The organism is Archangium sp. (assembly GCF_045802675.1).
GTDB lineage: Bacteria > Myxococcota > Myxococcia > Myxococcales > Myxococcaceae > Archangium.
Genome location: NZ_JBJMQO010000047.1, coordinates 113,847 through 137,990, shown reverse-complemented (window position 1 = coordinate 137,990; position 24,144 = coordinate 113,847). Strand labels below are relative to the sequence as shown.

Here is a 24,144-nt window from a genome sequence, read left to right as displayed (position 1 = left end):
ACTTTAGGGCCCAGCAATTCTCGCTCTTTCTGAAAAAGAGATACAGTGTGGGCCCATGAAGCACAGGTTGCACGGCTTCACCTTGGTGGAGCTGATGGTCACCGTGGGAGTTCTCGGGCTGCTCACGGCGCTGTCCGTGGCGGCGCTCGGGCCGTTGCGGGACAGGTACAACCGGAGGCAGGCGGCGGAGCTGGTCGCCTCGGCGGCGGCGCGGGCCCAACAGTCGGCGCGCGAGACGGGGCGGTGTCACCGGCTCGAGGTCTGGTCGGCGGACGCCTCCGGCACGCCCTTCCGGGTGACGAATGTCGGGGACCCGGGAGACCGGCTGCGCCTGGTGCGCCGCACGACGGTGGACTGTGAGCTGTCCGTCCCCACGGCGGAGGCGGCCGGTGAGCTCGAGCTCGTCGAGTGGGTGCGGATGCCGGGGCGGATTCGCGTCCGGGTGCAGGCCGGGCAGAGCGTGCCGGAGTGGCGGCCGAACAGCCGGCCCACGGGCGGCACCACCGAGCTGCGGGTGATGCCCGGTACGGGCCCGGAGCTGGCCATCCGGGTGATGGCGCAGGGCCCGGTGTGCGTGAGCGAGATTCCCTTGGAGGACTGTCCATGAGTGGCCTGAAGCGGAGAGAGGCGCGGGGCTATGCGCTCGTCGAGGCCATGGTGGGAGGGGCGGTGCTGATGATGGCGCTCGCCAGCGTGCTGGGAGGGCTGTCCGCGGCGAGCGGGCAGGTGACGCGGGCGGTGGTGGAGCAGCGCATCCAGAATGCCCTGGTGGACCAGACGGAGCGGCTGCGCGCCCTGCCCACCACCGACGCCAGATGGGCCGTCGGCACCAAGGCCTGCATCCCGCTGGAGACGCCGGCTGAATGGCCTGTCGAGTGGGTCTGTTCCATCGTCGTGACGGCGCAGCCGGACACCTTCACGGTGGGCGGCTCCCCGTTGACGGTGAACTACAAGCGCGCCCGGGTGACCATCACCTTCGCCCAGCGCGCCCAGTCCCTGGCGGTGCTGAAGTGAGCAGGCGGGTACACGCGCGGCGTGGCTTCACGCTCATCGAGCTGCTGGTGACGGGCGTGGTGGCCCTCATCATGCTGTCGGCCGCGCTGGCCCTGTTCATCCAGGGCCTCAGCGCGCAGCAGAAGCAGCGGAAGATGGCGGAGCTGAAGCGCAGCGCCGCGCTGGTGATGGGGCAGCTCACCACGGAGCTGCGGCAGGCGGGGCTCGGCCGTCCCCGGGGTGTGCGGGTGGGCACGGGCACGGGCGTTGGCAATGTCTTTCCCGCCAGCCTCCTGGTGGCGGAGGACCACCGGATTGGCTTCATCGCGGACCTGGCCCGGCCCAACGCGACCCTCAACGGCTACTCCCAGCCCGCGGGCCAGCAGGGCTCCACGCTCCCCACCCGGGGGCTGGCGGTGCTCAACGAGCTCAACGGCAGCTGCGACGTGGTGGCGGGCTCCTCGTTCTGCACCACCGACACCGCGAGCCAGGCCTTCGACTACGCCACCACGAACAGCGCGAGCAACTGCGCGACCAAACCGGACGAGGCCCGGACGTGCCCCTGGAGTCTCAACCGCTACCAGAAGGAGGAGTACCTCATCGTGGCGGATGCCCTGGGGCGGTGGGTGGAGCGGCAGCTCTCCTCCTCCGGCGTCTACGCGCAGAACACGAGCAGCGGCCGGTTCGCGCTCCAGCTCACCGATGACGTGCCCCCGGAGCTCTTCGCCAACGGCCCCAACCAGGGCTTCGTCTCCACGCCGGACCGCGTCTTCTTCCAGCTCAACGCGGGCCAGTGGGAGCGCAAGCAGTGCTGGGGCTCGGTGGGCGTGGGCTCGGGCACGCCCGCCACCCTGCCGCTGAGCACGCCCTGCACCAGCGACGGCACCGCCTGGGAGCCGCTGGCCCGCGCGGGGGGCACCCCGGTCTCGGCGACCTTCACGTACTGGAAGGCCGATGGCACCAAGCTGGCTACCCCTGTGGCCGCCACGGCCCTGAAGGACATCTACCGGGTGGTCATCCGGCTCGAGCTCCAGCGCTACCAGAGCAGCGGCAAGCCGCTCAGCCACGTGGCCTACGGCTCCATCACCTTGAGGCAATAAATGGACTCCTCCCTGCATTCGGGCCGGGCCGGGCGCGGGCCCGCGGGCTTCACCCTGCTGGCCATCCTCGTGGTCCTGGCCGCGCTCACCCTGGTGGTGGGCATGGCGCTGCAGCGGGGTGAGGACGAGCGGCGCAGTGCCATCCTGGTGCGCCACGAGTCCCTCGCCCTGTCCGCCGCCGAGTACGGGCTCGACCGGGCCCGCGGCTACGTGAGCTCCATCCTCGACAACGAGGCGGACCTGGACAAGGCGTTGGACCCCCTGCTGAACAGCAACTGCGTGACGCTGCCGCAGTTCGACTCCGCCGCGGGCATGGCGGATGACAACCTCCCCACGCTCGCCGGGGGGACGAAGGTGGACCTCTCGGGAGCGGACCGCCCCTTCATGCGCTTCCCCTATGACGCCGACGGGGACGGCACGCCCGAGGGCGCGTACCTGGTGCGCATCGACGACAACGACGACGACGCGGACGGCCCCGTCTTCCGGAGCACCACCGACAACAACATCGCGGGAGCGCTCGACTGCCGGGAGGGGCCCGTCATGCTCACGCGCCCGGCGAGGAGCAATCCGCTGAGGGACCGGGACCGCACGGTGGTCGTCACCGTGGTGGGCATCGCGCCGGGCACGGACGTGACGCGGGCGCAGGCGCGCAAGGTGCTGCGGGCGCGCCTGGGCAGCCCTCCCGCCGCGGGCCTCATCACCGGGGGCAGCATCGAGCTGAAGGGCGCCTCGCACGTGTGCGGCGCCTACGCCAACGTCTCCGTCAGCAACGGCGGCTTCGACGACGGCTGCGTGTGCGGCAAGAACTGCCATGGCGGCCCCGCCGACCAGTCCTGCGGCAATGGCAATGCCTGCACCGTGCAGACCTCCACCTCCACCTGCAGCGCCGACTTCGGAGGCGGGGGAGGCTCCTGCATCCCGGGCGTCGCCGTCCCCCCGCCGCCCCGGGTCGAGGTGTGGAGCAAGCTCAACGCGCCCCCGGCCTGCACGGCCGCTCCGTGCATGCCCTTCTACTACCTGCGCGCGGACAAGTACCTCGGGGGAGGCAGCTCGGATAAGGCCCAGGTCTACATGTGGAACTATTCCACCGCGGGGTGCTCCAACCCGCAGGCCTTCGCCCGCATTCCCTACCCGGGCGAGCCCCTCTCCGTTCCCGCCCTCTGCTGGAAGCTCGTCTACAACGGCAACACGTCCTGCTCGAGTCCTGGGGACAAGGTGCGCATCAAGGACGACGCCACGCTGGATGCGCTGAATCCTCCCGACCTGGGCGCGGTGTGCGCCTCGGCGCCCGTCGTCTGGAAGGTGAACGCGACCGCCGCGGCCACCCCCACGAGCTTGTGTGACGATACCTCCACGCTCTACCCGGATGTGGGCGACAACCGGTACAGGCGCAACTACCGCACGGGCGGCTCCGTCTCCTACCTGCCCGACACCTCGCCCACCCGGGCTCCCATTCCCCACGGTGTCTGGCTGGTGGATGGCAACCTCACCTTCAAGTCCGACACGCCCGGCTTCACCGCCGTGGGCGCGCAGCCCGCGCAGGGGGCCGTCACCCTCCTGGCCACCGGCGATATCTCCCTGGACAACGGCACGGTGCTCTCCCTGAAGCCCGCCCACCGGGACGTGTCGCTGCTGGCCGGGAGGGATTTGCTGCTCGGCAACGGCAACACCAAGCTGCTCACCTGCGGGGACCCCTCGGCGCTGCCGGCCAACTGCCCCAGCGCCGCCATCATGGTGTACGAGCAGTTCTCCATGGGCTCCAACACGCACCTGCAGGGGCAGCTCGTGGTGCAGAACGCGGGCACCTGCTCGAGCACGGTGTCGGGCAAGGCCATCGAGACGGCGGGTAACTCCACCATCTCCGTGCCCGCCCTGCCGCCCATCTCCGGCTCCAGCGGCGCGGCGGTGCTCAGCTGGAGCGAGTCCTCGCTGTAGCGCGTGCGCTACGGCGCTGGCGGGCCGAGGAAGGGCCGCAGGAAGTCATCCGCCTCGGCGGCGATGCGCTCGAGCGAGGCCACCAGCTCGTGGCCGTCGTCCACCTCGACGAGGCGCACGTGGCGCCTGCCGCGGGCCCACTCGCGCGAGTAGCGGATGTCCGTGGTGGTGTCCTGGCGCCCGTGGAGGAGCAGCGTGGGCACGCGCACGTCCGGCCAGCCGCCCGAGCGCGCGTCCACGGTGTCGAGGTCGTGGATGAGGCCGAAGTGCACGCGCGTCTTGCGCTTCTCCGCGTAGTCCTGCGTCTCCAGCCAGCCCGTCTCCCGCCAGCGGCGCAGGCCCTCCTCGCCCACGGTGCGCCGCAGCTGCTCCGGGGCGCGCAGGGCGGGCGCCAGCAGCACCAGCGCGCACACCCGCGCGTCCTCCTCCGCCACGCGGCAGGCCGTCAGCCCGCCCAGGCTCGAGCCGAAGACGATGGCCCTGTCGTGCTCGCCGCCGATGGCCGCGCGCACCGTGCGCATCATCGCGCTCAGGCTCAGGTGCTCGAGCGAGGGCTGGCGCAGGTTCAACCGCTCCAGGTGGATGCCCTGGCGCGCGTAGTGCCCGGCGAGCGCCACGCCCTTGGCGGACTGGGGCCCGGAGGCGAAGCCGTGCAGGTAGAGCCAGCGGGGCGCGGTGGGGGCCGGTGGGGGCAGGGGAGCGGCGCTCATGGCGGCGCACTGTACCCGCCCGAAATGATGAGGGCCCCGGGTTGGTGGGAAACCCGGAGCCCTCCAATCCGCGTCGGCTACCGGCGAGACACAGCATCGGCCGTGCCAATGCCCAGGTGCCCGGACTTCCCGGCACACCGCGTCGTGGGCCCGGGCGAGGTGGAACACGCGGGCGCGGCGGGAGTGTAAAGCCCCCTGGCAGCCGGAGCGCCAACGGGCTGGACTCCCTCTGGAAACCCGCGGGGCATGGGCGTGTCCGGAAATGGGACGCCACCGCCGCCAGGTGACGCGAATCAGGACACCCCTCTCGTGGTATGCCCCGGCGCCTATGACGACGAATGCACCCGTGGCGCTCATCACCGGCGGCTCGCGAGGCGTGGGCCGCGCCCTCTCCCTGAGACTCGCCAAGGCGGGCTACGACCTCGTCTGCACCTACCGGCGCGACGCCGAGGCGGCCGGGTCGCTCTGCCGGGAGGTGGAGGCGCTCGGCCGCCGCTGCCGCACCGTCATCGCGGACCAGCTGGAGCCGGCCAGCCTCCATGCCGCCTTCGACCTGGTGCAGCAGGAGTTCGGCGGGCTGGACGTCTTCGTGGCCAACGCCGCCTCCACCGCCTTCACCCCGCTGATGCAGATGAAGCTGCACCAGATGGACAAGACGTTCAACGTCACGGTGAAGAGCTTCCTCCTGGGCGCCCAGCGCGCCGTGCCGCTGATGGAGGGCCGCAAGGGCCGCATCGTGATGGTGTCCGGCATGGACTCGCGCATGCCGCTGCCCTTCCACGGTTTCCTCGGCGCGATGAAGGGCGCCATGGAGATTCTGGTGAAGTACCTGGCGGCGGAGCTGGCCTCCAGCGGCATCCGCGTCAACGCGGTGAACCCGGGCTACATCGACACCGACTCCAGCCGCTTCTACATGGGCGAGGCCTGGGAGGCGCTCGAGACCAAGGTGAAGGACAGCGTGCCGGTGGGCTACGTGGCCAGCGCGGATGAGATCGCCAAGTCCATTGAGTGGCTGTGCTCCGAGGGCTCCTCGTACGTGAACGGGCAGACGCTGGTGGTGGATGGAGGCCTGGAGGTGAACTACGCCATGCAGTTCGCCAGCGCCCTCACGCAGTCCACCAAGTGAGGCACCGGGCTGGCTTCGCACGACTCCTCGGGTTGAGGTAAGAAAAGGTCACCCCATGTCCTCCCGTCTGCGCCTCTACCAGGTCGATGCTTTCTCCTCCCAGGTCTTCGGGGGCAACCCCGCGGCGGTGTGCCCGCTCGACGCCTGGCTGCCGGACGACGTGCTGCAGGCGATTGCCGCGGAGAACAACCTCTCCGAGACGGCCTTCGTGCTGCGCGACGAGGTGCGCGGCTGGCAGATCCGCTGGTTCACCCCCACGCAGGAGGTGGACCTGTGCGGTCATGCCACGCTGGCGGCGGCCTACATCCTCTTCACGCGGCTGGCGCCGGGGCTGGAGCGGGCGCAGTTCAACTCGCGCTCGGGGCCGCTGGTGGTGACGCAGCAGGAGGGGGAGTGGATGGAGATGGACTTCCCCTCGCGGCCGCCGGAGCCGTGCGCGGTGCCCGAGGGGCTGGTGGAGGCCCTGGGGGCCACGCCCAGCGAGACGCTGCTCGCGCGCGACCTGCTGGCCGTCTTCGACACCGAGGAGCAGGTGCGGGCGCTCGCCCCGGACATGATGAAGCTGGCCCAGCTGGAGCTCTTCGCGGTGACGGCGACGGCGCGGGGCTCGGAGGCGGACTTCGTCTCGCGCTTCTTCGCGCCGCGGGTGGGCGTGCCGGAAGACCCCGTGACGGGCTCGGCGCACTGCACGCTGGTGCCGTACTGGGCCCAGAAGCTGGGCAAGAAGCAGCTGCTGGCGCACCAGGTGTCCCATCGCGGCGGCGTGCTCCAGTGCGAGGACCGCGGCGAGCGCGTGGGCATCGCCGGCCAGGCCGTGCTGTACCTCGAGGGCTACATCACCGTCTGAGGTGCGCCTCCTGAGACAGGGGCAATCCGGTCCTCATCGATGAGGAGTGGATTGGGTAAATCCACTGCGCATCGATGCGCAGTGAAAAGGGCAAATCCACTGCGCATCGATGCGCAGTGAAAAGGGCAAATCCACTGCGCATCGATGCGCAGTGAAACGGGTAATTCCCGCCCGCGAGCCCCCCGCGCGGCACTTTTTACAGCCAGCCCCGCCTCCGCCCGTCCACCGACGCGTTCTCCATGTAGGTGTGCTCCCGGGATTGGCGCCGCGCCCGCCAGCGGGCACACTGCGCGCCGCCTGAACGTGCGAGCAGGAGGAGACCCACTCCCCGTGCTCGTGACGGACACAGGAGGGGAGCGCACGGATGCGCCTGCTGCACACGTCGGACTGGCACCTCGGGCATACGCTGTACGACACCTCGCGCGAGGCCGAGCACGCGGCCTTCCTCGAGTGGCTGCTCGACACGCTCGAGGCCCAGAAGGTGGACGCGCTGCTGGTGGCCGGCGACATCTTCGACACCGCCAACCCCAGCGCCGAGGCCCAGGCCGCCTGGTACCAGTTCGTCGCCCGAGCCCGGCGCCGCTGCCCCAAGCTGGACGTCGTCGTCATCGGCGGCAACCATGACTCGGCGGCGCGGCTGGACGCGCCCGACCCCCTCTTCTCCGCGCTCGACGTGCGCGTGGTGGGCGGGCTGCCCAAGAGCCAGGGCACGCTGAACCTCGAGCGCCTGCTTGTGCCCCTCAAGAATGCCCAGGGCAAGGTGGGGGCGTGGGTGGCGGCCGTGCCGTACCTGCGGCCCGCGGACCTGCCGCTCGTCGCCGAGGAGGCGGGGGACAAGCTCGTCGCGGGCGTGCGCTCCGTGTACGCCGAGGTGCTGGAGGCCGCGCGCTCCCAGCGCAAGCCGGGCCAGGCGCTCGTCGCCATGGGCCACTGCTACATGGTGGGCACCGAGCTGTCCGCGCTCAGCGAGCGCAAGATTCTCGGCGGCAACCAGCACGCCCTCCCGGTGGACCTCTTCCCCGAGGACGTGGCGTACGCGGCGCTCGGGCACCTGCACAAGGCGCAGCGCGTGGGCGGGCGCGAGGGCGTGCGCTACAGCGGCTCGCCCCTGCCCCTGTCGCTCTCCGAGGCCCCCTACGCGCACCAGGTGCTGCTGGTGGAGCTCGAGGGCGAGCAGCTCTCCTCCGTGCGGCCGCTGCACGTGCCGCGCCGGGTGGAGATGGAGCGCGTGCCCAAGCGCGACGCCGCCGAGTTGAAGGCCGTGTTGGCCGAGCTGGCGGAGCTGCCCGCGCTGGAGCCGGGCACGCCTGACTGGCGGCGTCCCTATCTGGAGGTCCGTGTCTCACTGGAGCGCCCCGAGCCCGCGCTGCGCCGTCAGGTGGAGGACGCGCTCGAGGGCAAGGCCGCGCGGCTGGTGAAGCTCACCCCCCACTACACGGGCAGCGGCAACGCGCTCGCGGAGGAGCGGCCGGGCCTGTCCCTCAAGGAGCGCACGCCCGAGGACGTCTTCCGCGCCCGCTACGCGCGCGACTACTCCGAGCCACCCGAGCCGGTGCTGCTCGAGGCCTTCCACTCGCTGCTGACCCAGGTGCAGGAGGACGCGTCGTGAGAATCCTCGCCATTCGCGGCCGCAACCTGACGAGCTTCGCGAACGACTTCGCCCTGGAGCTGGACCAGCCGCCGCTCGACAAGCTGGGGCTGTTCGCCATCACCGGCGCCACGGGCGCGGGCAAGAGCACGCTGCTGGACGCCATGTGCCTGGCCCTCTTCGATTGCACGCCCCGGCTGGGCGAGCGCGGCGGCGTGCCGGTGGGCCGCGCCGAGGAAGAGGTGGAAGCGCGGCTGCTGGCCAATGACGTGCGCGGCGTGCTGCGGCGCGGGGCGGGCGAGGGCTTCGCCGAGGTGGACTTCCTGGGCAAGGATGGCCGGCGCTACCGCGCGCGCTGGTCCGTGCGCCGTGCGCGCGGCCGCGCCGAGGGCCGCTTCCAGGCGCAGGAGATGAGCCTCACCGACGTGGCCGCCCAGCAGTCTTTCGGGCGCACCAAGTCCGAGGTCCTCAATGCGATTGAGGAGCGGCTGGGCCTGTCCTTCGACCAGTTCCGCCGCTCGGCGCTGCTGGCGCAGGGCGAGTTCGCCGCCTTCCTGCGCGCGGACGCCAACGAGCGCGCGGAGCTGCTGGAGCGGATGACGGGGACGGAGGTGTACAGCCGCGTGTCCATGGCGGCGCACCAGCGCCACAAGGAGGTGCAGGAGGAGCTGGACGGGCTGGCGCGAGGCGTGGCGGCCATTCCCCGGCTGCCGGACGAGGAGCGCGCGGCGGTGGAGGCGCAGCGCTCGCGCGAGGAGACGGCGCTGGCGGAGGCCCAGGCGACGCAGGCGAAGGCGGAGCAGTCGCTCCTCTGGTACTCGGAGCGGGCGCGGCTGGTGGCGGGGGAAGCGGAGGCGGAGCAGGCCCGTCAGGGCGCGGCGCGGGCGCTGGAGGCCGCGGAGCCCCGGACGGCGGAGCTGGAGCGGGTGCGCGCGGCGGAGGAGCTGCGGGCGCCGTTGAGCCGGGCGGACGAGGAGTCCCGGAGGCTGGCGGCGGCGCAAGAGGCGCTGGCGGCGCGGCGCGCGGAGGTGGAGAAGGCGCGGGCCTCGGAGCAGGTGCGCGAGGAGGCCCGGGCGAAGGGGGAGGCGCGCAGGAGCGCGGCGGTGGAGGCGGAGGCGGCCGCACGGCCGGAGCTGGAAAAGGCCGTGGAGCTGGACGCGACGCTGGCGCGCGAGCGCGGCAGTGCCCAGGAGGCCTCGCGGAAGCTGGAAGCGGCACGCGCGGCCGAGCGGCAGGCCCGCGAGGACGTGGCCCGGGTGGCGGAGGAGGCGGCGGCCGCTCGCGCGCAGGCGGAGGCGGCGCAGACGTGGCTCGGCGAGCACGCGCTCCTGGAGGCGCTGGCCCGCGAGTGGCCCCGGTGGGACGCGGAGCTCACCCGCTACGGCCGGGCCGCGCAGGAGGAGTCCCAGGCGCGCGAAGGGCTCGGGAAGGTGCGGACGCGGGCCGGCGCGTTGGGCGCGGACGTGGAGCGCCGGCGAGAGGAGCGCCACAAGGCCGGAGAGTCCGTGGAGGCGGCGGAGGCCGCCGTGGCCACCGCGGAGGCCGTGCTGGGCGAGGACGCGGGGGCGGAGCGGCGGACGCGGCGTGAGTCGCTGCTGTCCCGTCAGGAAGGGCTGCGCGCGTTGACGGAAGCGCGCAAGGGCGCGAGCGAGGCGGTGCGCGCGGAGCTGGAGGCCGCCGAGGAGGCGGGCAAGGCGCGGGCGGAGCAGGCATCTGCGGCGGCCGAGGCCGAGTCCGCGAAGGTGCGCCGCATCGAGCGCGAGGCCGCGTTGAAGGAGGCTCGCCGGGCGCTCTCCGAGGCTCGGGCGACGCTGGGCTTCGCGGAGCACCGCGCGGAGCTGCGCGAGGGCCAGCCCTGTCCGCTCTGCGGCGCCACCGAGCACCCCTACCGCCAGCCGGGAGGCGTGCTGGAGGGGCTCGCCACGAAGGCGCAGGCGCGCGTGGAGGTTTTGGAAGGAGAGCTGACGGAGGCGACGCGCGCGGAGGCCTCGGCCAGTGCGCGTGCGGCGGCGGCGGGCCCGCGCGCCACCCAGGCGGAGGCCCGGCGCGAGGCCGCGGCGAAGCGGCGCGTCCAGCAGCGCGAGGCCTGGAGCCAGTCCCGCGCGAGGCTCTCGGGCGCGCTGCCTCCGGAGGACGTGGAGGCCCAGGGCCTCGAGGCGTGGCTGGAGGCGGAGCTCGCGGAGGCGAGGGCACGCCTGTCCGCGCTGGCGGCCGAGGAGGCGGCGGCGGAGAAGCTGGCCCGAGCGGCGAGGGAGGCCCGGGCCGCGCTGGCGCTCGCGCGTGAGCGCCAGGCGTCCACGGAGAAGGCCCTGCGTGACGCGGAGGAGGCCCAGCGCCAGAACGCCGAGGCCCAGGCCGCCGCCGAGCGCGAGGTGGCCCAGGCCGCGCGCGTCCGCGAGGAGGTGCTGGCCGGGCTGGCGGCGCCCTTCAAGGACTGGCCGCGCTGGCGGGAATCGCTGTCCGCCAACCCCGCGGGCTTCCGGGCGAGCTGCGCGAAGCAGGCGGCGGAGTGGAGCGCCCGGGAGCTGGCGCGGCGCGAGGCGGAGGCCCGCGAGACGCACGCACAGGCGAAGCGGGCTCCCGCCGAGGCCCTCGCCACGGAGCGCCGCACCCTCGTCGAGGACGGTGCACGGCAGCTGGCGCGGGTGGAGTCGCTGCTGCGCGAGACGCAGGCCGCGCGCGCGTCCGTGCTCGGCGGCCGTCCCACCGCCGAGGTGCGTGCCGCCCTTCTTCGCGAGGTGGAGGAGTCCTCCCGGGCCTTCGAGTCCGTGCGGGCCGAGGCCGAGAAGGCGAAGCAGGCCGCCGTCGCCGCCCTCGCGCATGCCGAGGCGGCGGTGCGGGCCCATGAGTCGGTGAGCACCGCCCGGGCCGAGGCCGAGGCGGCGCTCTCGGCGTTGCTGTCGGAGCGGCGCCTCACACTGGAGGCCGCGCGCGCCCTGCTCGCGCGGGGGGCCGCCTGGTGCGAGTCCGAGGAGCGTGCGCTCGCGCAGCTGCGCCAGGCGTACGACACCGCCCTCACGGTGCTGACGGAGCGCCAGGGCCAGCGCACCCGGCACGAGGCGTCCGGCCTGCCGTCCATCGCCGAGCCGGAGGCCGCGGCCGCGTGCGCGCGGGCCCGCGCGGACACCGAGGCCCTGCGTCAGTCCGTCGCCCGGGTGAAGGCCACGCTCGAGCAGGACGACGAGGCCCGCCGCCGCCACGGCGAGCAGGCCCGGCTCCTGGAGGAGAAGCAGCGCGCCAGCGGCGTGTGGCGCACGCTCAGCGAGCTCATCGGCTCGCATGACGGCCGGAAGCTCAAGGTGTTCGCCCAGAGCCTCACCCTGGACGCGCTCCTGCACTACGCCAACGCGCACCTCGAGGAGCTGGCCCCGCGCTACCGCCTCATGCGCGTGCCCAGGTACGACCTGGACCTCCAGGTGGTGGACCGGGACATGGGCGACGAGGTGCGCGCCGTCTCCAGTCTCTCGGGTGGGGAGGGCTTCCTCGTGTCGCTGGCGCTGGCGCTGGGGCTCGCCTCGCTCTCCTCGGAGACGACGCAGGTGGAGACGCTCTTCATCGACGAGGGCTTCGGCACGCTCGACCCGGAGACGCTGGAGATGGCCCTGGCCACGCTCGACGCGCTCCAGGCCACCGGCCGGCAGGTGGGCATCATCTCCCACGTGTCCGGGCTCGCCGAGCGCATTGGCGCCCAGGTGCGCGTGGTGAAGCAGGGCGCCGGGCGCAGCCGGCTCGTCGTCATGGGCGAGCCGGGGCTCCCCGGCCTCATGGCTTCCGAGGCACGGCCCATGGCCTCGGTGGGGTAGGGCGCCGGGGAGGGCGCCTCAGCGCTCGGGCGTGCTGGCGAGGCTCGCGAGGTAGCGGTCCAGCGTCTCGGCGAAGGTGGGGTCGTCGTTGAGGAAGGCGAGCCCCACGCCGCCCCTGTAGGGGTCGTCCACCACGTGCACCACCAGTGCGTCGCCCTGCAGGCGCCCGCCGTTGGGCAGCCGCACCTGGACCGTCACCACGCTGTCCACGGGCGGGCGGTGCGCCGTGCGCACGAAGAGGCCCCCATTGGAGATGTTCGTCGCGTGCTCGCGCACGAAGTCCAGCTCCGTGCGGAACTCCATCTCCAGCTTCACCGTGAAGCGGCGTCCCCGGCGATGCGTGTCGAACGTCTCGTACGCCGCGGTGCCCTCCTCGGGGGGCGTCTCCTCCGGAGCCTCCTCGGGGGCCGCGGGCTCCGTGGCCGGCGCGGCGGCCGGAGCGTTGGCGGCATTGTCGAAGAAGGCGATGGGGACGGTGGTGGGCCCCAGGGGCGGCCCCTCCGGAAGGGGCTCGCGGATGGCGAGCTGCTGCAGGTGCCCGTGCAGCACGATGGCGGCGGCCTCGAAGTCCTCCATCTCGTGGGTGTCCGGGCCGGTGAGCGAGCGGGCGCGGAACGCATCCCGGTCCGGCTTGGGCAGGCGCCACAGCTCCACCAGGGTGCCGCCGCTCTCCCGCACCTCCTCGGTCAGCGCCTCCACCGCCGAGCGCGGGTAGCTGGCCACCTCCACCTTCAGCTCGAGCGTCGCTTCTGCTTCCCGTAAGGCCACGACGATGCCTGGCGGTTTCGGCGAGGGCAGCAACGCCCCCAGCCCCTCCACCAGCTCCCTCACCCGCTCTGGACGGGCTGAGCCATTCCACAACGCCGCGAGACCGAACACAGGCACGTCGCCGGACAATAGCCGAGCCCGTGTGCCGGTGGGTCAACCATCGTGAGTTTCCGCCACCGGACGCCCCGCGAGCAGGCGAGCGCAAGGACTGGGGAGCCCCCTGGAGGGGCTCCGTGCGCTCCAGAGCGGTGTCCGGGCCAGCGCATAGTCACCCACCTGGGCAACGGGGGCGCGCGTTCCCAGCTTCGCGGCCGAGTTCTACCCCCCCTTCCGCGAGGCGGAGACATGAGAGTCCATTCCCGATTCCTCGCGGCCGCGTTGCTCGTGGCCGCGTTCGTTACGGGTTGTGGTCCTGACACCGCGGGCCCTGATACGGGGCCCATCAGTGGTGGCGGTGGACAGACCGAGGAGCCGCACACCGGCGGCGAGCCTCCCGTACCGCCGCCGCCTCCGCCCCCCGTGGAGGACCCCTTTCCGGCGCCTCCGGGTCCGAGCAGCCCCGACAACCCGAGGCTCGACTCCGACTGCGACGGCCTGACGGACGCGGAGGAGTGGGGCAACGTCCATCCCGGTGGCCTGCGGACGGATCCGGACCGGTGGGACTCCGACGGGGATGGTCTGCGCGATGGTGTCGAGGCGGGCCGCACCGCCACCGTCAACGCGAACGCCGAGTGCAAGCGCCTGTTCATCGCGGACGCGGACCCGTCGAGCCGCACGAATCCGGGCGTCGCGGACACGGATGGCGACGGGCTGAAGGACGGTACCGAGGATCGCAACCACAATGGCCGGATGGACCCGGGCGAGACCGACCCCGCCAACCGGGACTCGGATGGTGACGGCCTGCTGGATGGCGAGGAGGACACGAACGAGAACGGCCAGGTGGACCCGGGCGAGACCGACGGGCGCAAGCGGGACACGGATGGGGACGGCCTCTCGGACGCTCTCGAGCTGAACGTCACGCACACCGAGCCGCTCAACGCGGATACGGATGGGGACTCGTGCCGGGATGGTGCCGAGGACCGCAATGGAAATGGAGTGAAGGACCCGGGCGAGACGGATCCGCGCAACGGCGCGGACTGCGGCACGAGCGGCCTGTCGGACACGGACGGCGATGGCGTGCCGGACCCGGTCGAGGACGTGAACCGCAACGGCGTGAAGGACGGGAGCGAGACGGACTGGCGCAACCCGGACACGGACGGGGACGGGCTGAAGGACGGCGTGGAGGACCGCAACCGCAACGGGGTGGTGGACTCCGGTGAGACGGACCCGCGCGTGAAGGACTCGGACTGCGATGGCCTGCTCGACGGTGCGGACCAGGGCACCTTCAAGGGCGAGGACACGAATGGCAACGGCGTGCGCGACGTGGGCGAGACGGACCCGGCCAACCGCGACACGGACGGAGACGGCCTGCTCGATGGCGTGGAGCGCGGCATTCCCGCGGGCTCGGCGCCCCTCACCACCTGCGGCTATCCCGGCGATGCGGACCCCAGTACCACCACGGACCCGCGCAACGCCGACTCCGACGGAGATGGCATCGCCGATGGCGCGGAGGACTCGAACCAGAACGGCCGGAAGGACCCGGGCGAGCTCGACCCGCGCAACGGCGCGGACGGTGCCAGCACCACGCCCGCCGGCCAGGCCTGCGCGGCGCAGAACCTGCGGCAGGTCTCCTTCAAGGAGGACGGCGGCGGTGACCTCCGTCTGGCGCTCCGGCCCTCCTTCCAGGAGGTGAAGCCGCTTGTCGTGGGCGGCAAGAGCCGGGGCTTCGTCGGCTATGACGACACGAACAAGGTGGCCTTCATCGCCTTCAAGCGCCCGCGGGCGGGCACCTCCACCACGGTGGTGGGGGACGAGCTGTACGTGCGTGGCCAGTTCTCCCCGTCGGTGACGGCGGGCACCACGCAGACGTTCACCACCTGGGATGGTTTCCCCGCGCTGCAGGCCTTCTACGACCAGGGCGCCACCACCAACCTGCGGGACTACACCAACGCGGTGGCCAATGCGCTCGTCGGCTCGGGCGCCGGGGTGCTCTCGGGTGGCGCGGCCGTGACGGGCCCGTACAAACTGCAAGCGCAGTACGTCCACCGCTCCAACTCGAGCGTGCTGGTGGTGCTGGCCATCACCCCGCAAGGGCGCTTCGTGGAGCCGGGGCTCTTCGTCCTGGGGGACACGGCGGGCGGCACGGCGCTGGCCCAGTTCGGTGACGCGGACGCGGTGCAGTGCGAGACCTTCACCGCGGGCAACGGCATGGCCGACTTCCTCTTCGTCGTGGACGACAGCGGCTCCATGGCCACGTCCCAGGGGGCCCTCGGCAACGCCGCCGCGGCGGTGGCGGACCGGCTGGGCAACTCACAGCTCGACTGGCGCATCGCCATGGTGACGACGTCCTATACACAGACGGGCTACGGCATTCCCAGCGCTGGCGTGTTCCGCGGCTTCACCCGCGACATCAACCAGTTCAAGGCGTGGCTGCAGAAGGACGCCCCGTGCCCGGACCCCAGCCAGTTCTGCTGGGTCGACATCAACGGCTCCAGCGACGAGATGACCCTGGCCAGTGCGCGCGCCGCGGTGGATTACATGAACAGCGCCAGCGCGCCCTCGACGAAGAAGTACCGCCCCGGGGCCCGGCTGGTGGTCATCCTCCTCACGGACGTGCGCGACACGGGCGACACGACGCCGGTCGGCGCGTACATCGACTACTTCAAGGGGACCAATCCCCTGGGCCAGCTCATCCAGATGCACGGCATCATCTGCGACGCGGCCGGCGGCGAGTGCTACCCGGGCGAGCCCGTCAATGACCCGCGCCACCTGGACGTCATCCAGGCCACCGGGGGCGTCGTGGGCAGCATCCGCAGCCCCACCTCCATCGACACCACCCTCAAGACCATCGTGGACAGCGTGATTGCCTCCACGGGCTACCGCACGCTCAAGCCGCCCATCGGCGCCTCGGTGCGGGTGGCGGTGGAGTCGGTGCAGGACCCCTCGCGCTGCACGGCGAGCGACCTGCCGCGCAGCCGCACCAATGGCTTCGACGTGGACGGTGTCAGCCAGGCGCTGTCCTTCTACGGGGCATGCCGGCCGTCCGCGGCGGGCACCACCAAGGCCGCCGTCTCCTACCGCTACTGGAGCGACCGCACGCCGGACCCGGACGGCAACGCGCCGCCGTGCTCGACGGACTCGGGCTACTACGACGCGAGCGACCCGGACTTCTGCAAGGGCCACCTCACGTGCAACCGGCAGACGAACCAGTGCGAGTGCCCCTCGGACTGCGGCGGGGGCGGCTCGCCGGGCGAGGTGTGCGACACGGGCAAGGACGTGTGCGACTTCACCTGCGCGGCGGACTGCGGGGGCACGTGCGGCAGCTTCCAGCTGTGCGACGCGTCCACGTGCGGCTGCCAGTGCGTGGCGTCCGCTACCTGTGCTCCGGGCTTCACGTTCGACCCGGCGGCGTGCGGCTGCGTCTGTGACACGGCGGCGCTCCACTGCGGTCCTGGCTACCAGGCGGATGCCAGTGCCTGTGCCTGCGTCTGCCAGCCCGACTGCGGAGGTGCCTGCGGCGCCGGGACGGTGTGCAACGCGAGCACCTGTGCGTGTGAGGCGGTCATGAAGTAGGCCCGCCGCGAGGCCCCGCCGGGCCAGGAGAGGGACCCGGCGGGGGTGGGGGAGAGGGCGCTTCCGGTTGTTGCTAGAATCGCCCGCGCCGGGACACCGGCCCTCCCCCCCTCACGGAGTCTTCATCCATGCAGCGCCGTTTCCCCCTCCTCGCGACCGCGACCCTGCTCGGCGCGGTCTCCCTCTCCGCTTGTGGCACCACCCCCGCCGAGGACCGTCAGCGCGTCACCTTCCCCGCGCGCTCCGACTTCCCCGTGGGCTCGCTCGGCCTGGAGACCCTGCCCTCCGGCTCGCGCACCTTCACGTTCGATCCAAACCTGGATAACAGCCACCTCTTCGTCCAGGTTTTCAGCGCCTCGCTCGGGCATGACCACGTGGTGCGCGCCACGAGCTGGTGGGGCTCCATGCGCTTCGACCCGGCCTCGCTGGACGTGTGCGAGGTGTCGGTGACGGTGGACGTGGAGGGGCTGGACCCCGAGCGCGACGAGATGCGCGACCTCACCGGCATGGACCGCGTCTCGCGGAGTGATCGCGACACCATCCGCGAGCACTTCCGCGGCGAGGACCAGCTGGATTTCGAGCACCACGAGGCCATCGAGTTCACCTCGAAGGCGTGCGCGCTCACCGGCCAGAAGGGCGAGGGCGGCTACCCGGTGGTGGAGGTGACGGGCGATATGACGCTGCGCGGCGTGACGCACGAGGTGCGGCTGCCGCTGGAGGTGGCGGTGGACGAGGAGCGGATAGCGGCGCGGGGGGTGCTGACCACGCGCCACTCGGACTTCGGCTTCGAGCCGTTTTCGATGGTGGGCGGGCTCTTCAAGAACAAGGACGAGCTCTACTTCGTCATCGACGTGCGGGGGACCCGGGTGGCTGGGAAGTAAGCCGCTCGGATATAACGGGCCATCCCCTCTTCCCAAGGACGTGAGATGAAGAAGGTTCTCTTGGCGGCTCTCGCCGTGGTGCTGGTGGGGGCGCTGGGGGCGGCGGGCTTCGTGGGGCTGCTGCGGCCCCGGGTGCGCGCGGCTTCCACCCAGAAGGTGGAGGCCTCCCCCGAGAAGCTCGCGCGGGGCCGCTACCTCGCGGAGAACGTCGCCGTCTGTTTCCACTGCCACTCGCAGGCGGAGAGGACCGTCTTCGGCACGCCGCCCAAGCCCGGCACCCTGGGCGGGGGCGGCATGTGCCTGGGGCCCGAGCAGGGCTTCCCCGGGACGATGTGCGCCTCCAACATCACGCCCGACGCCGAGACGGGCATTGGCGGGTGGACGGATGGGGAAATCATCCGCGCCATCCGCGAGGGCGTGAGCCGGGATGGCCGGGCGCTGATGCCCGTCATGCCCTACAGCCTCTACCGGGAGCTGTCCGACGCGGACGTGGAGGCTGTCGTCGCCTATGTGCGGACGATTCCGGCCATCCGCAATCCCATCGCCCTGCCCCAGCTGGAGTTCCCCCTCAACCTCGTGGTGCGCTTCCTCCCCGAGCCCGTGGAGCAGCCCGTGGCCGCGCCCGCGCGCTCGGACACGGTGGCCTACGGCAAGTACCTCGTCACCGTGGGCGGCTGCGTGGAGTGCCACACGCCCAAGAACGAGCGGCATGAGCCCGAGCCCGGCAAGTGGCTCGCCGGCGGTCAGGAGTTCGACCTGGAGAATGGCGCGGTGGTGCGCAGCGCGAACCTCACCCCGCATGCGACGGGGCTCGGGGGACTCAGCCGCGACGTCTTCATCGGGCTCTTCAAGCGCCACGCGCTGCCCGAGGCCCGGCGTCAGGTGGAGCCGCGCTTCAACACGGTGATGGCCTGGCTCTCCTACGCGGGGATGGCGGAGGAGGACGTGGGGGCCATCTACGACTACCTCCAGACGGTGCCGCCGGTGGACAACTCCATCACGTCCTGGGCGGCCCCCCGGGTGGCGGCTCCGGCTCCTCCGTGAGCCCGCCGCGCTGAAACGAAACGGGTGTCTCCCCTGGCACAGGGCCCAGGAGAGACACCCGCGCCGCGCCCCGGGGACGGGGGGGTTACTGCACCGTCACCTGGAAGCTGGCGGTGCCCAGCTCGGTGCCGTCCGGGCTGACAATCTTCGCCGTCCAGGCGCCGGAGTCACCCTCGCGGAACGTGCGGTAGGCGTGCGTGCGGTACGCCGCGCGCGGCACCTTCAGCTCCGTCTTGGACACTTCCTTGCCGTCCTTGGACCAGACGACGTTCACGGTGCCGGGCTCCACGCCGGTGAGCCTGGTGGCGGCGTAGATGCGGGTATTCGGGGCGACGGTGAAGCTGTCGGAGGCGCCGGTGATTTCGTACTTCTCCACGCCGGTGCCGACCTTCACGTCGGCCGTGCCGGCGGCGAAGGCGGTGGTGGTGAGCAGCAGGGCGGGCAGCAGGTACTTCAGCCAGGAAGTCTTGGACATGGTGTTCCTCCGCGGTGAGGGACACCTACGCTAGTCCATCTCCCTGACGCGTCGAGCTTTCCTCCCGGGAGCTCCCGGGCCACTCCGCCAGCAGCGTGTGGTGCGTGGGGATGGCCAGGAACAGGTGCCGCAGCCGCTCGTCGCGGATGCGCTCCGCCCACTCGCGCAGCTGCCGCTGGGCCGTCTCCAGCACGCCCTCCGCCCGCGAGTCCTTTTGAGCACGAAGGACTCGGTAGCAGATGAACCAGAGGGAGAAGGGCTCCTCCACGCCCAGCAGCGGGCCGCGCTCCAGGTGGGCGAGCAGCTCCTCGGCGTACCCGAGCGCTTCGGGGAGGGCCCGGGTGGCCAGCGCGACGGAGGCCAGGCCCGCCACGGACTCCATCTCCAGGTGGGGCATGTGGGCCTGGGCGCGGAGCGTGCGCGCGTGCTGGTAGGCCTCGCGGGCCTCGGGCAGGCGCCCCAGCGAGGCGAGCGCATGGCCCCGGCTCATCCACGCATAGCCCTGGTGGCGGGTGCTGCCAATCTCCTGGGCGAGCCGCAGGGCCTGCTCGGCGAACTCGAGCGCGGCGAGCAGCTCCCCCTGGTGGAAGCGGATGAGCGCGAGGGTGCAGAGGTCCGAGCACTCCCAGAAGCGGTAGCCGATGACGCGGCTGAACTGGAGCGTCTGCTCGAGCGCGGCCCGGGCTCCGGCCAGGTCGCCCAGGTTCTTGAGCACGTAGCCCAGGTGCCGCTGGGCCGAGGACTCCAGCCACCGGTCCCCCATCGTCCGGCAGAAGGGCAGCACCCGCTGCACGTAGGCGAGGCTGCCGTCCAGGTCCCCCGTCTCGTGGATGACGGCGCTGAGGTTGAGCAGGCTCTCCACTTCAATCTGGGGCAGCCGCTCCGTCTCGGCGAGCGACAGGCTGCGCTCGAAGTGGTGGCGGGCGTTCTCGAAGTCCCCCTGGTGGTGGCGCAGCATCCGTCCCCAGCGCAGGTGGCCGAGCGCCTCGCTGCCCACGTCTCCAATCTCCTGGGCCAGGAGGATGGCCTTGCGCACGGCCTCCTCGCCCGCCGCGAGCTCGCCCACCTCCGTGGCGTAGAGGGCGCGGCGCAGGGCCGCCTCCACCCGCCGCCACGGGTCGCCCAGCTGCTCGGCCAGGGCGTCCATGACGTCGAGGTCCTGGCGCTGCGCGTGCCGCTCGCCCATGACGGCGTGGACCTTCTCGTGGGCCGCGACGATGGCGTAGTGCTCCACGGGGTCCGTCTCGGGGGCCAGGGCGAGCGCCCGCTCGAGGAAGGCGCGCGCCTCGGCGTTGGCGAAGAGGGAGAGGGCCTCCTCGCCCGCGCGCCGCAGGTAGATGGCCGCGCGCACGCCCTGGCCGCTGGCCTCCAGGTGGTCGGCGATGAGCCCCAGGTGCTCGCGGGAGCGCTCGCCGCCGCGCGCCAGCAGCCACTGGGCCACGCGCCCGTGGAAGGTGCGCCGCTCGCGCTTGAGGACGCTCTCGTAGGCCACCTCGCGGACAATGGCGTGCTTGAAGATGTACTCGCGCGTGCCGGCGAAGGCGGGGCTGCTCTGCTCGAAGATGAGCTCGCGCTCCTGCAGGGCGCCGAGGGCCTCCTGGAGCCGTGGGGGCGGGTTGCCGTTGCCCTCCATCCACGCGAGCGCCTCGTCCCAGAAGAGGCGGCCCACCACGGAGGCGCGCTGCAGCACCTCGCGCTCGTGGGGGGGGAGGCTGTCGAGCCGGGCCTGGAGCACGCCGCTGAGCGTCGGGGGCACCTTGAGGGTGGTGAGCCGGCCCGGCTCCACGCGCCAGCGCTCGCCCTCGGGGAGGATGACGCCCTCCTCGAGCAGCATCTGGATGAGCTCCTCGAGGTAGAACGGGTTGCCCTCGGCGCGCGACAGGACGAGCTCGTGGAGGGCCGGGGGGATGTTCTCCACCTTGCGCAGCAGCTCCTCCACGAGCCGGTGGCTGTCCTCTTGCGAGAGGGGCCGCAGCTCCAGCCGGGTATGGAAGGGCACGCGGGCCCAGTCCGGCCGGCGCTCGAAGAACTCGGGCCGCGCGGTGCACAGCACGAGCAGCCGCTCCGGGGCCAGCGTCTGCAGCAGGCGCTCGAGCAGGTCCAGCGCGCTGTCGTCCGCCCAGTGGATGTCCTCGAGGAAGAGGACCATGGGCTCTCGGGCGAGCAGGGCGCGGAAGTACTCGCTGAGCGAGGCGAGGCCGCGGGCCCGGAGGCTCTGCTCGTCGCTGGAGGTGCCCTTGAGCAGGGGGCTGTCGCTGAAGTCGTAGCCGATGAGCGAGCCGGCCAGGTGGGCGTGGAGGTTGGAGCCGTGGGCGCCCAGCGCGTCGTGGAAGCTCTCCTCCAGCCGGGCGCGCACCACGCGGGGCTGGTCGCTCTCCTGCACCTGGAGGTGGAAGGAGAACAAGTCGCGCAGCAGGGCGTTGGGGTGGCGGCGCATCTCCGGGCTGGCGCGGCCGCGCAGGCAGCGGGGCGGGGAGGGAATGGACTCGAGCCAGGTCTCGAATTCGCCGAGCAGGCGCGACTTGCCGATGCCCGCCTCGCCCGTGAGGGTGAGGCGCTGGCTGCCGCCGCCGGAGAGGACGGCGGACAGGGCGGAGCGCAGCTGGAGCGACTCCTCCTCGCGGCCCACCAGCCGGGCCCAGATGCCCTCCAGGCCGCGGCCCTGGCGGCGGAAGGCGCGGGGCCGGGCCGCCGTCACCCGGTACACCTGGAGCGGCTCCTGCTTGCCCTTGAGCTTGAGGGGCGCGAGCGGCTCGGCCTCGAAGGCGCCATTCACCTGGCGCCAGGTGCCGTGGGAGATGAGGATGCCGCCCTCGGGCGCGGCCTGCTCCAGGCGGCTGGCGGTGTTGACGGTGTCGCCCATCACCGTGAGCTCGCCGAGCGTGCCCACCACGCCCAGCAGCACGGGGCCGGTGTGGACGCCGATGCGCATGCGCAGCCCCTTGGCGGCGCCGCCGGACTGGAAGGCCTCCAGCTGGGCGTGGATGTCGAGCGCGGCGTGGAGGGCCTGCTCGGCGTCGTCCTCTTGCGAGCCGTCGGCGCCCCAGATGGCCATGACGGCATCGCCGATGTGCTTGTCGATGCGCCCGCCGTGTTTGACGATGGCCGCGTCGACGTGCTCCCAGAGGAGGTTCATCAGCTCGCTGACGTCCTCGGGGTCCATCCGCTCGCTCATGGAGGTGAAGCCGCACAGGTCGCCGAAGAGGACGGTGACGTGGCGGCGCTCCAGGGGGCGGGAGGCGAGGACCGCGAGCCGTGAGCGCAGGGCCCCGAGCGCGGCCGCGGTGGCCTCGTCGCCCAGCGTGGGGCGCTGGGACTCCAGCACCTCTATGGCCCGAGCGAGCAGCTCGCGTTCGTTCCTCATCATCTTCTCGGCGCCCTACGTTAGGTGGGACGAGGAGTCCGCTTCAACCCACGCGGAGTGAGGAGGCCGCTAGCGCACGGACTGGAGGCCGGCGGGGGCCGAGTCGGTGCGGAAGACGGGGTAGAGGTCGAGGCGGGCGTCGTGGGCGGGGTGGCGCTCGTAGAAGAAGCGCAGGCGGGCGCGGGGGTTGGAGGCGAAGTCCTTGTCCTTCAATTTCTCCTCCCACTCGGCCTTCACGGCGGGGTTGTGGGCGAGCAGCTCGCGGGCGAAGGGCTCCAGCACGTAGTCCTCGACGTACTCCTTCTGCTCGAAGTGGTTGTTGAAGAAGCCCCAGGCGAGCAGCGAGTCCGGCCCGAGCGGCTCGAGCAGGTGGGCCAGCAGCGGCGCGGCCTTCTGGGCGGCGGGGACATAGAGCGTGCCGGCGGGCAGGCGCTGGGACTCCTGCTTCCACTCGCCCTTCACGGAGAGCCCCTGGCGGCCCTCGAAGGAGACGGGGCGGAACTTCGCCTCGGTGGCGCGGAACACCTGCACCGGGGCCGAGGCCACCTCCTGGCCGAGCCGCTGGAAGCGCAGCCCGTGCGCGGTGAGCTTCTCGGCCACCCACGCCGCGTGGGCCGGGGGCACGAGGTAGCCGCCCGTGGGCAGCGAGGCGGTGAGGGCCGGGCGCAGCTCGTCGTAGTAGGGAATGGTCCACACCTGGGGCTTGGAGTCGTCGTAGCGAATCCAGGACTGGGTGGTGAGCTCGGAGGGGGTGCGCTCGTAGGCGTAGCCGCGGAAGGCGATGGGGTGGTGCTTCGGGGTGTTGTCCCAGAGGAGCACCACGTCGCGCACCTTGCCGGACTCGGCCTCGGCGTCGGCGGCCTTGCGCGCGGCCTGGAGGGCCTGTCCGTCGCGGGCGACGAGCCGCAGCAGGCCCTCGAGCACGTGGCGGGTGGTGGCCACGCGGTGGGCGTAGGGCTTCCACGAGTGCGTCTCCACGAGCATGCCCCAGCGCCGGTGGGCGGCCCAGTACTGGTGGCTGAAGCGCGGGGGCGACACGCCGTAGCTCACCCCCGAGGCGGGGTCATCGTTCTCGCGGAAGGAGGGGTAGAAGGCGAGGGGCAGGTGGCCCTGGGACTCCAGGCCGGTGAAGAGCTCCTCGCGCAGCTTCGTGCCGAGTGCCTGCATGGGCTCGGGGCCCACGCGCTGGGGCTCGAGCTGCACGCTCACGTCGTGCTCGAATTTGGCGCCGTCGGTGACGTGCAGGTCCACGTAGAAGAGGGGGTCCCACGTGTTGAGGAACGTGAGGAGCGCGACCATCTCGGGGGCATCGGCCTTCACGTAGTCGCGGTTGAGGTTGAGGTTCTGGCCGGTGACGCGCCAGCCCATCTCCTCGGGGCCCACCTGGTTGGGGCGGTTGTTGGGGCCGAAGCTCTCGTGGCCGTCCACGTTGAAGACGGGGACGAAGACGGCCGTCACCTGCTTGAGGACGCCCGGGAGGGCCTTGCCGTCGAGCAGGTCGCGCAGGAGCCAGAAGCCGGCGTCCTTGCCATCGATTTCACCGGCGTGGATGCCGCCCTGGAAGAAGACGACGGGGCGGTCCTTCTTGGCGGCGGCGGCGGGCGAGAGGGTGCCATCGGCGCTGGCGACGAGGGCGAGCAGGGGGCGGCCCTCGGGGGTGGTGCCGAAGGAGTCGCAGCGCACCTTGCCGGGGTAGCGCTTGGGGAAGGCGGCGCAGAGGGACTGCACCTCGGCGTAGCGGCCGGTGCGGGTCCAACCGCTCTGCTCGGAGACGGTGGAGAGGGGGGCCTGGTGGAGCGTCAGGGCGAGGAGGGCGGGCAGGAGCATGGCTCCCCGCT

16 protein-coding genes are annotated in these 24,144 nt (G+C 72.2%); 11 read left to right on the top strand and 5 right to left on the bottom strand.

The features are described 5' to 3' along the window. Nucleotides 1–55: 55 nt before the first annotated feature. From ACJ8AN_RS14820 to ACJ8AN_RS14805, 4 genes are read left to right on the top strand one after another with little or no spacing between them, the layout of a single operon-like run. On the top strand, nt 56–607 hold the full coding sequence (locus ACJ8AN_RS14820; protein ID WP_407755992.1) for a Tfp pilus assembly protein FimT/FimU: 552 nt from the start codon (nt 56–58) through the stop codon (nt 605–607). Next, nucleotides 604–1,014, top strand: a complete 411-nt coding sequence (locus tag ACJ8AN_RS14815) for a hypothetical protein (protein WP_407755991.1) — start codon at nt 604–606, stop codon at nt 1,012–1,014. Before ACJ8AN_RS14820 ends, ACJ8AN_RS14815 begins: the two co-directional genes overlap by 4 nt. Continuing rightward, entirely contained in the window at nt 1,011–2,093 is a 1,083-nt protein-coding gene (locus ACJ8AN_RS14810) for a PilW family protein (protein WP_407755990.1), read from the top strand. The genes ACJ8AN_RS14815 and ACJ8AN_RS14810 overlap by 4 nt, the downstream gene beginning before the upstream one ends. Beyond that, the gene (locus tag ACJ8AN_RS14805) at nt 2,094–4,028 is read left to right on the top strand and encodes a hypothetical protein (protein ID WP_407755989.1); all 1,935 of its coding nucleotides are present in this window, start codon (nt 2,094–2,096) and stop codon (nt 4,026–4,028) included. It abuts the gene before it with no gap. 8 nt (nt 4,029–4,036) lie between these two features. Here the strand turns inward: ACJ8AN_RS14805 and ACJ8AN_RS14800 are convergent, their stop codons facing one another. Further along, nucleotides 4,037–4,738, bottom strand: a complete 702-nt coding sequence (locus tag ACJ8AN_RS14800) for a YqiA/YcfP family alpha/beta fold hydrolase (protein ID WP_407755988.1) — start codon at nt 4,736–4,738, stop codon at nt 4,037–4,039. Between the two features lie 328 nt (nt 4,739–5,066). Here ACJ8AN_RS14800 and ACJ8AN_RS14795 point away from each other — a divergent pair, with 328 nt between their 5' ends. From ACJ8AN_RS14795 to ACJ8AN_RS14780, 4 genes are all read left to right on the top strand, one after another. Beyond that, nucleotides 5,067–5,864, top strand: coding sequence for an SDR family NAD(P)-dependent oxidoreductase (locus ACJ8AN_RS14795; RefSeq protein ID WP_407755987.1), 798 nt, complete (start codon nt 5,067–5,069; stop codon nt 5,862–5,864). Between the two features lie 55 nt (nt 5,865–5,919). Next, entirely contained in the window at nt 5,920–6,711 is a 792-nt protein-coding gene (locus tag ACJ8AN_RS14790; RefSeq protein WP_407755986.1) for a PhzF family phenazine biosynthesis protein, read from the top strand. Between the two features lie 364 nt (nt 6,712–7,075). Then, nucleotides 7,076–8,320, top strand: coding sequence for an exonuclease SbcCD subunit D C-terminal domain-containing protein (locus ACJ8AN_RS14785; protein ID WP_407755985.1), 1,245 nt, complete (start codon nt 7,076–7,078; stop codon nt 8,318–8,320). After that, nucleotides 8,317–12,102 carry an AAA family ATPase gene (locus ACJ8AN_RS14780; RefSeq protein ID WP_407755984.1) on the top strand — a complete coding sequence of 1,262 codons (3,786 nt, stop codon included), beginning with the start codon at nt 8,317–8,319 and terminating at the stop codon, nt 12,100–12,102. The genes ACJ8AN_RS14785 and ACJ8AN_RS14780 overlap by 4 nt, the downstream gene beginning before the upstream one ends. A gap of 18 nt (nt 12,103–12,120) precedes the next feature. Here ACJ8AN_RS14780 and ACJ8AN_RS14775 read toward each other — a convergent pair whose 3' ends face one another. After that, nucleotides 12,121–12,933, bottom strand: coding sequence for a TIGR02266 family protein (locus tag ACJ8AN_RS14775; RefSeq protein WP_407755983.1), 813 nt, complete (start codon nt 12,931–12,933; stop codon nt 12,121–12,123). A 282-nt stretch (nt 12,934–13,215) separates the two neighbouring features. Between ACJ8AN_RS14775 and cglD the strand changes: the two genes are divergently transcribed. The 3 genes from cglD (at nt 13,216) to ACJ8AN_RS14760 (ending at nt 18,467) form a co-directional block, all read left to right on the top strand. Then, nucleotides 13,216–16,542, top strand: a complete 3,327-nt coding sequence (gene cglD / locus ACJ8AN_RS14770) for an adventurous gliding motility lipoprotein CglD (protein WP_407755982.1) — start codon at nt 13,216–13,218, stop codon at nt 16,540–16,542. 128 nt (nt 16,543–16,670) lie between these two features. After that, nucleotides 16,671–17,423: a YceI family protein gene (locus ACJ8AN_RS14765; RefSeq protein ID WP_407755981.1), complete on the top strand. Its 753-nt coding sequence runs from the start codon at nt 16,671–16,673 to the stop codon at nt 17,421–17,423. A gap of 45 nt (nt 17,424–17,468) precedes the next feature. Next, the gene (locus tag ACJ8AN_RS14760; protein ID WP_407755980.1) at nt 17,469–18,467 is read left to right on the top strand and encodes a c-type cytochrome; all 999 of its coding nucleotides are present in this window, start codon (nt 17,469–17,471) and stop codon (nt 18,465–18,467) included. A gap of 85 nt (nt 18,468–18,552) precedes the next feature. Here ACJ8AN_RS14760 and ACJ8AN_RS14755 read toward each other — a convergent pair whose 3' ends face one another. The 3 genes from ACJ8AN_RS14755 to ACJ8AN_RS14745 all read right to left on the bottom strand — a co-directional run bounded on the left by ACJ8AN_RS14755 (nt 18,553) and on the right by ACJ8AN_RS14745 (nt 24,133). Then, complete coding sequence (locus ACJ8AN_RS14755) at nt 18,553–18,942, bottom strand: DUF2914 domain-containing protein (RefSeq protein WP_407755979.1); 390 nt, start codon at nt 18,940–18,942, stop codon at nt 18,553–18,555. Between the two features lie 25 nt (nt 18,943–18,967). Beyond that, the gene (locus ACJ8AN_RS14750; RefSeq protein WP_407755978.1) at nt 18,968–22,306 is read right to left on the bottom strand and encodes an ATP-binding protein; all 3,339 of its coding nucleotides are present in this window, start codon (nt 22,304–22,306) and stop codon (nt 18,968–18,970) included. Nucleotides 22,307–22,375: 69 nt separating this feature from the next. After that, the gene (locus ACJ8AN_RS14745; protein ID WP_407755977.1) at nt 22,376–24,133 is read right to left on the bottom strand and encodes a M14 family zinc carboxypeptidase; all 1,758 of its coding nucleotides are present in this window, start codon (nt 24,131–24,133) and stop codon (nt 22,376–22,378) included. Between the last annotated feature and the right edge of the window lie 11 nt (nt 24,134–24,144).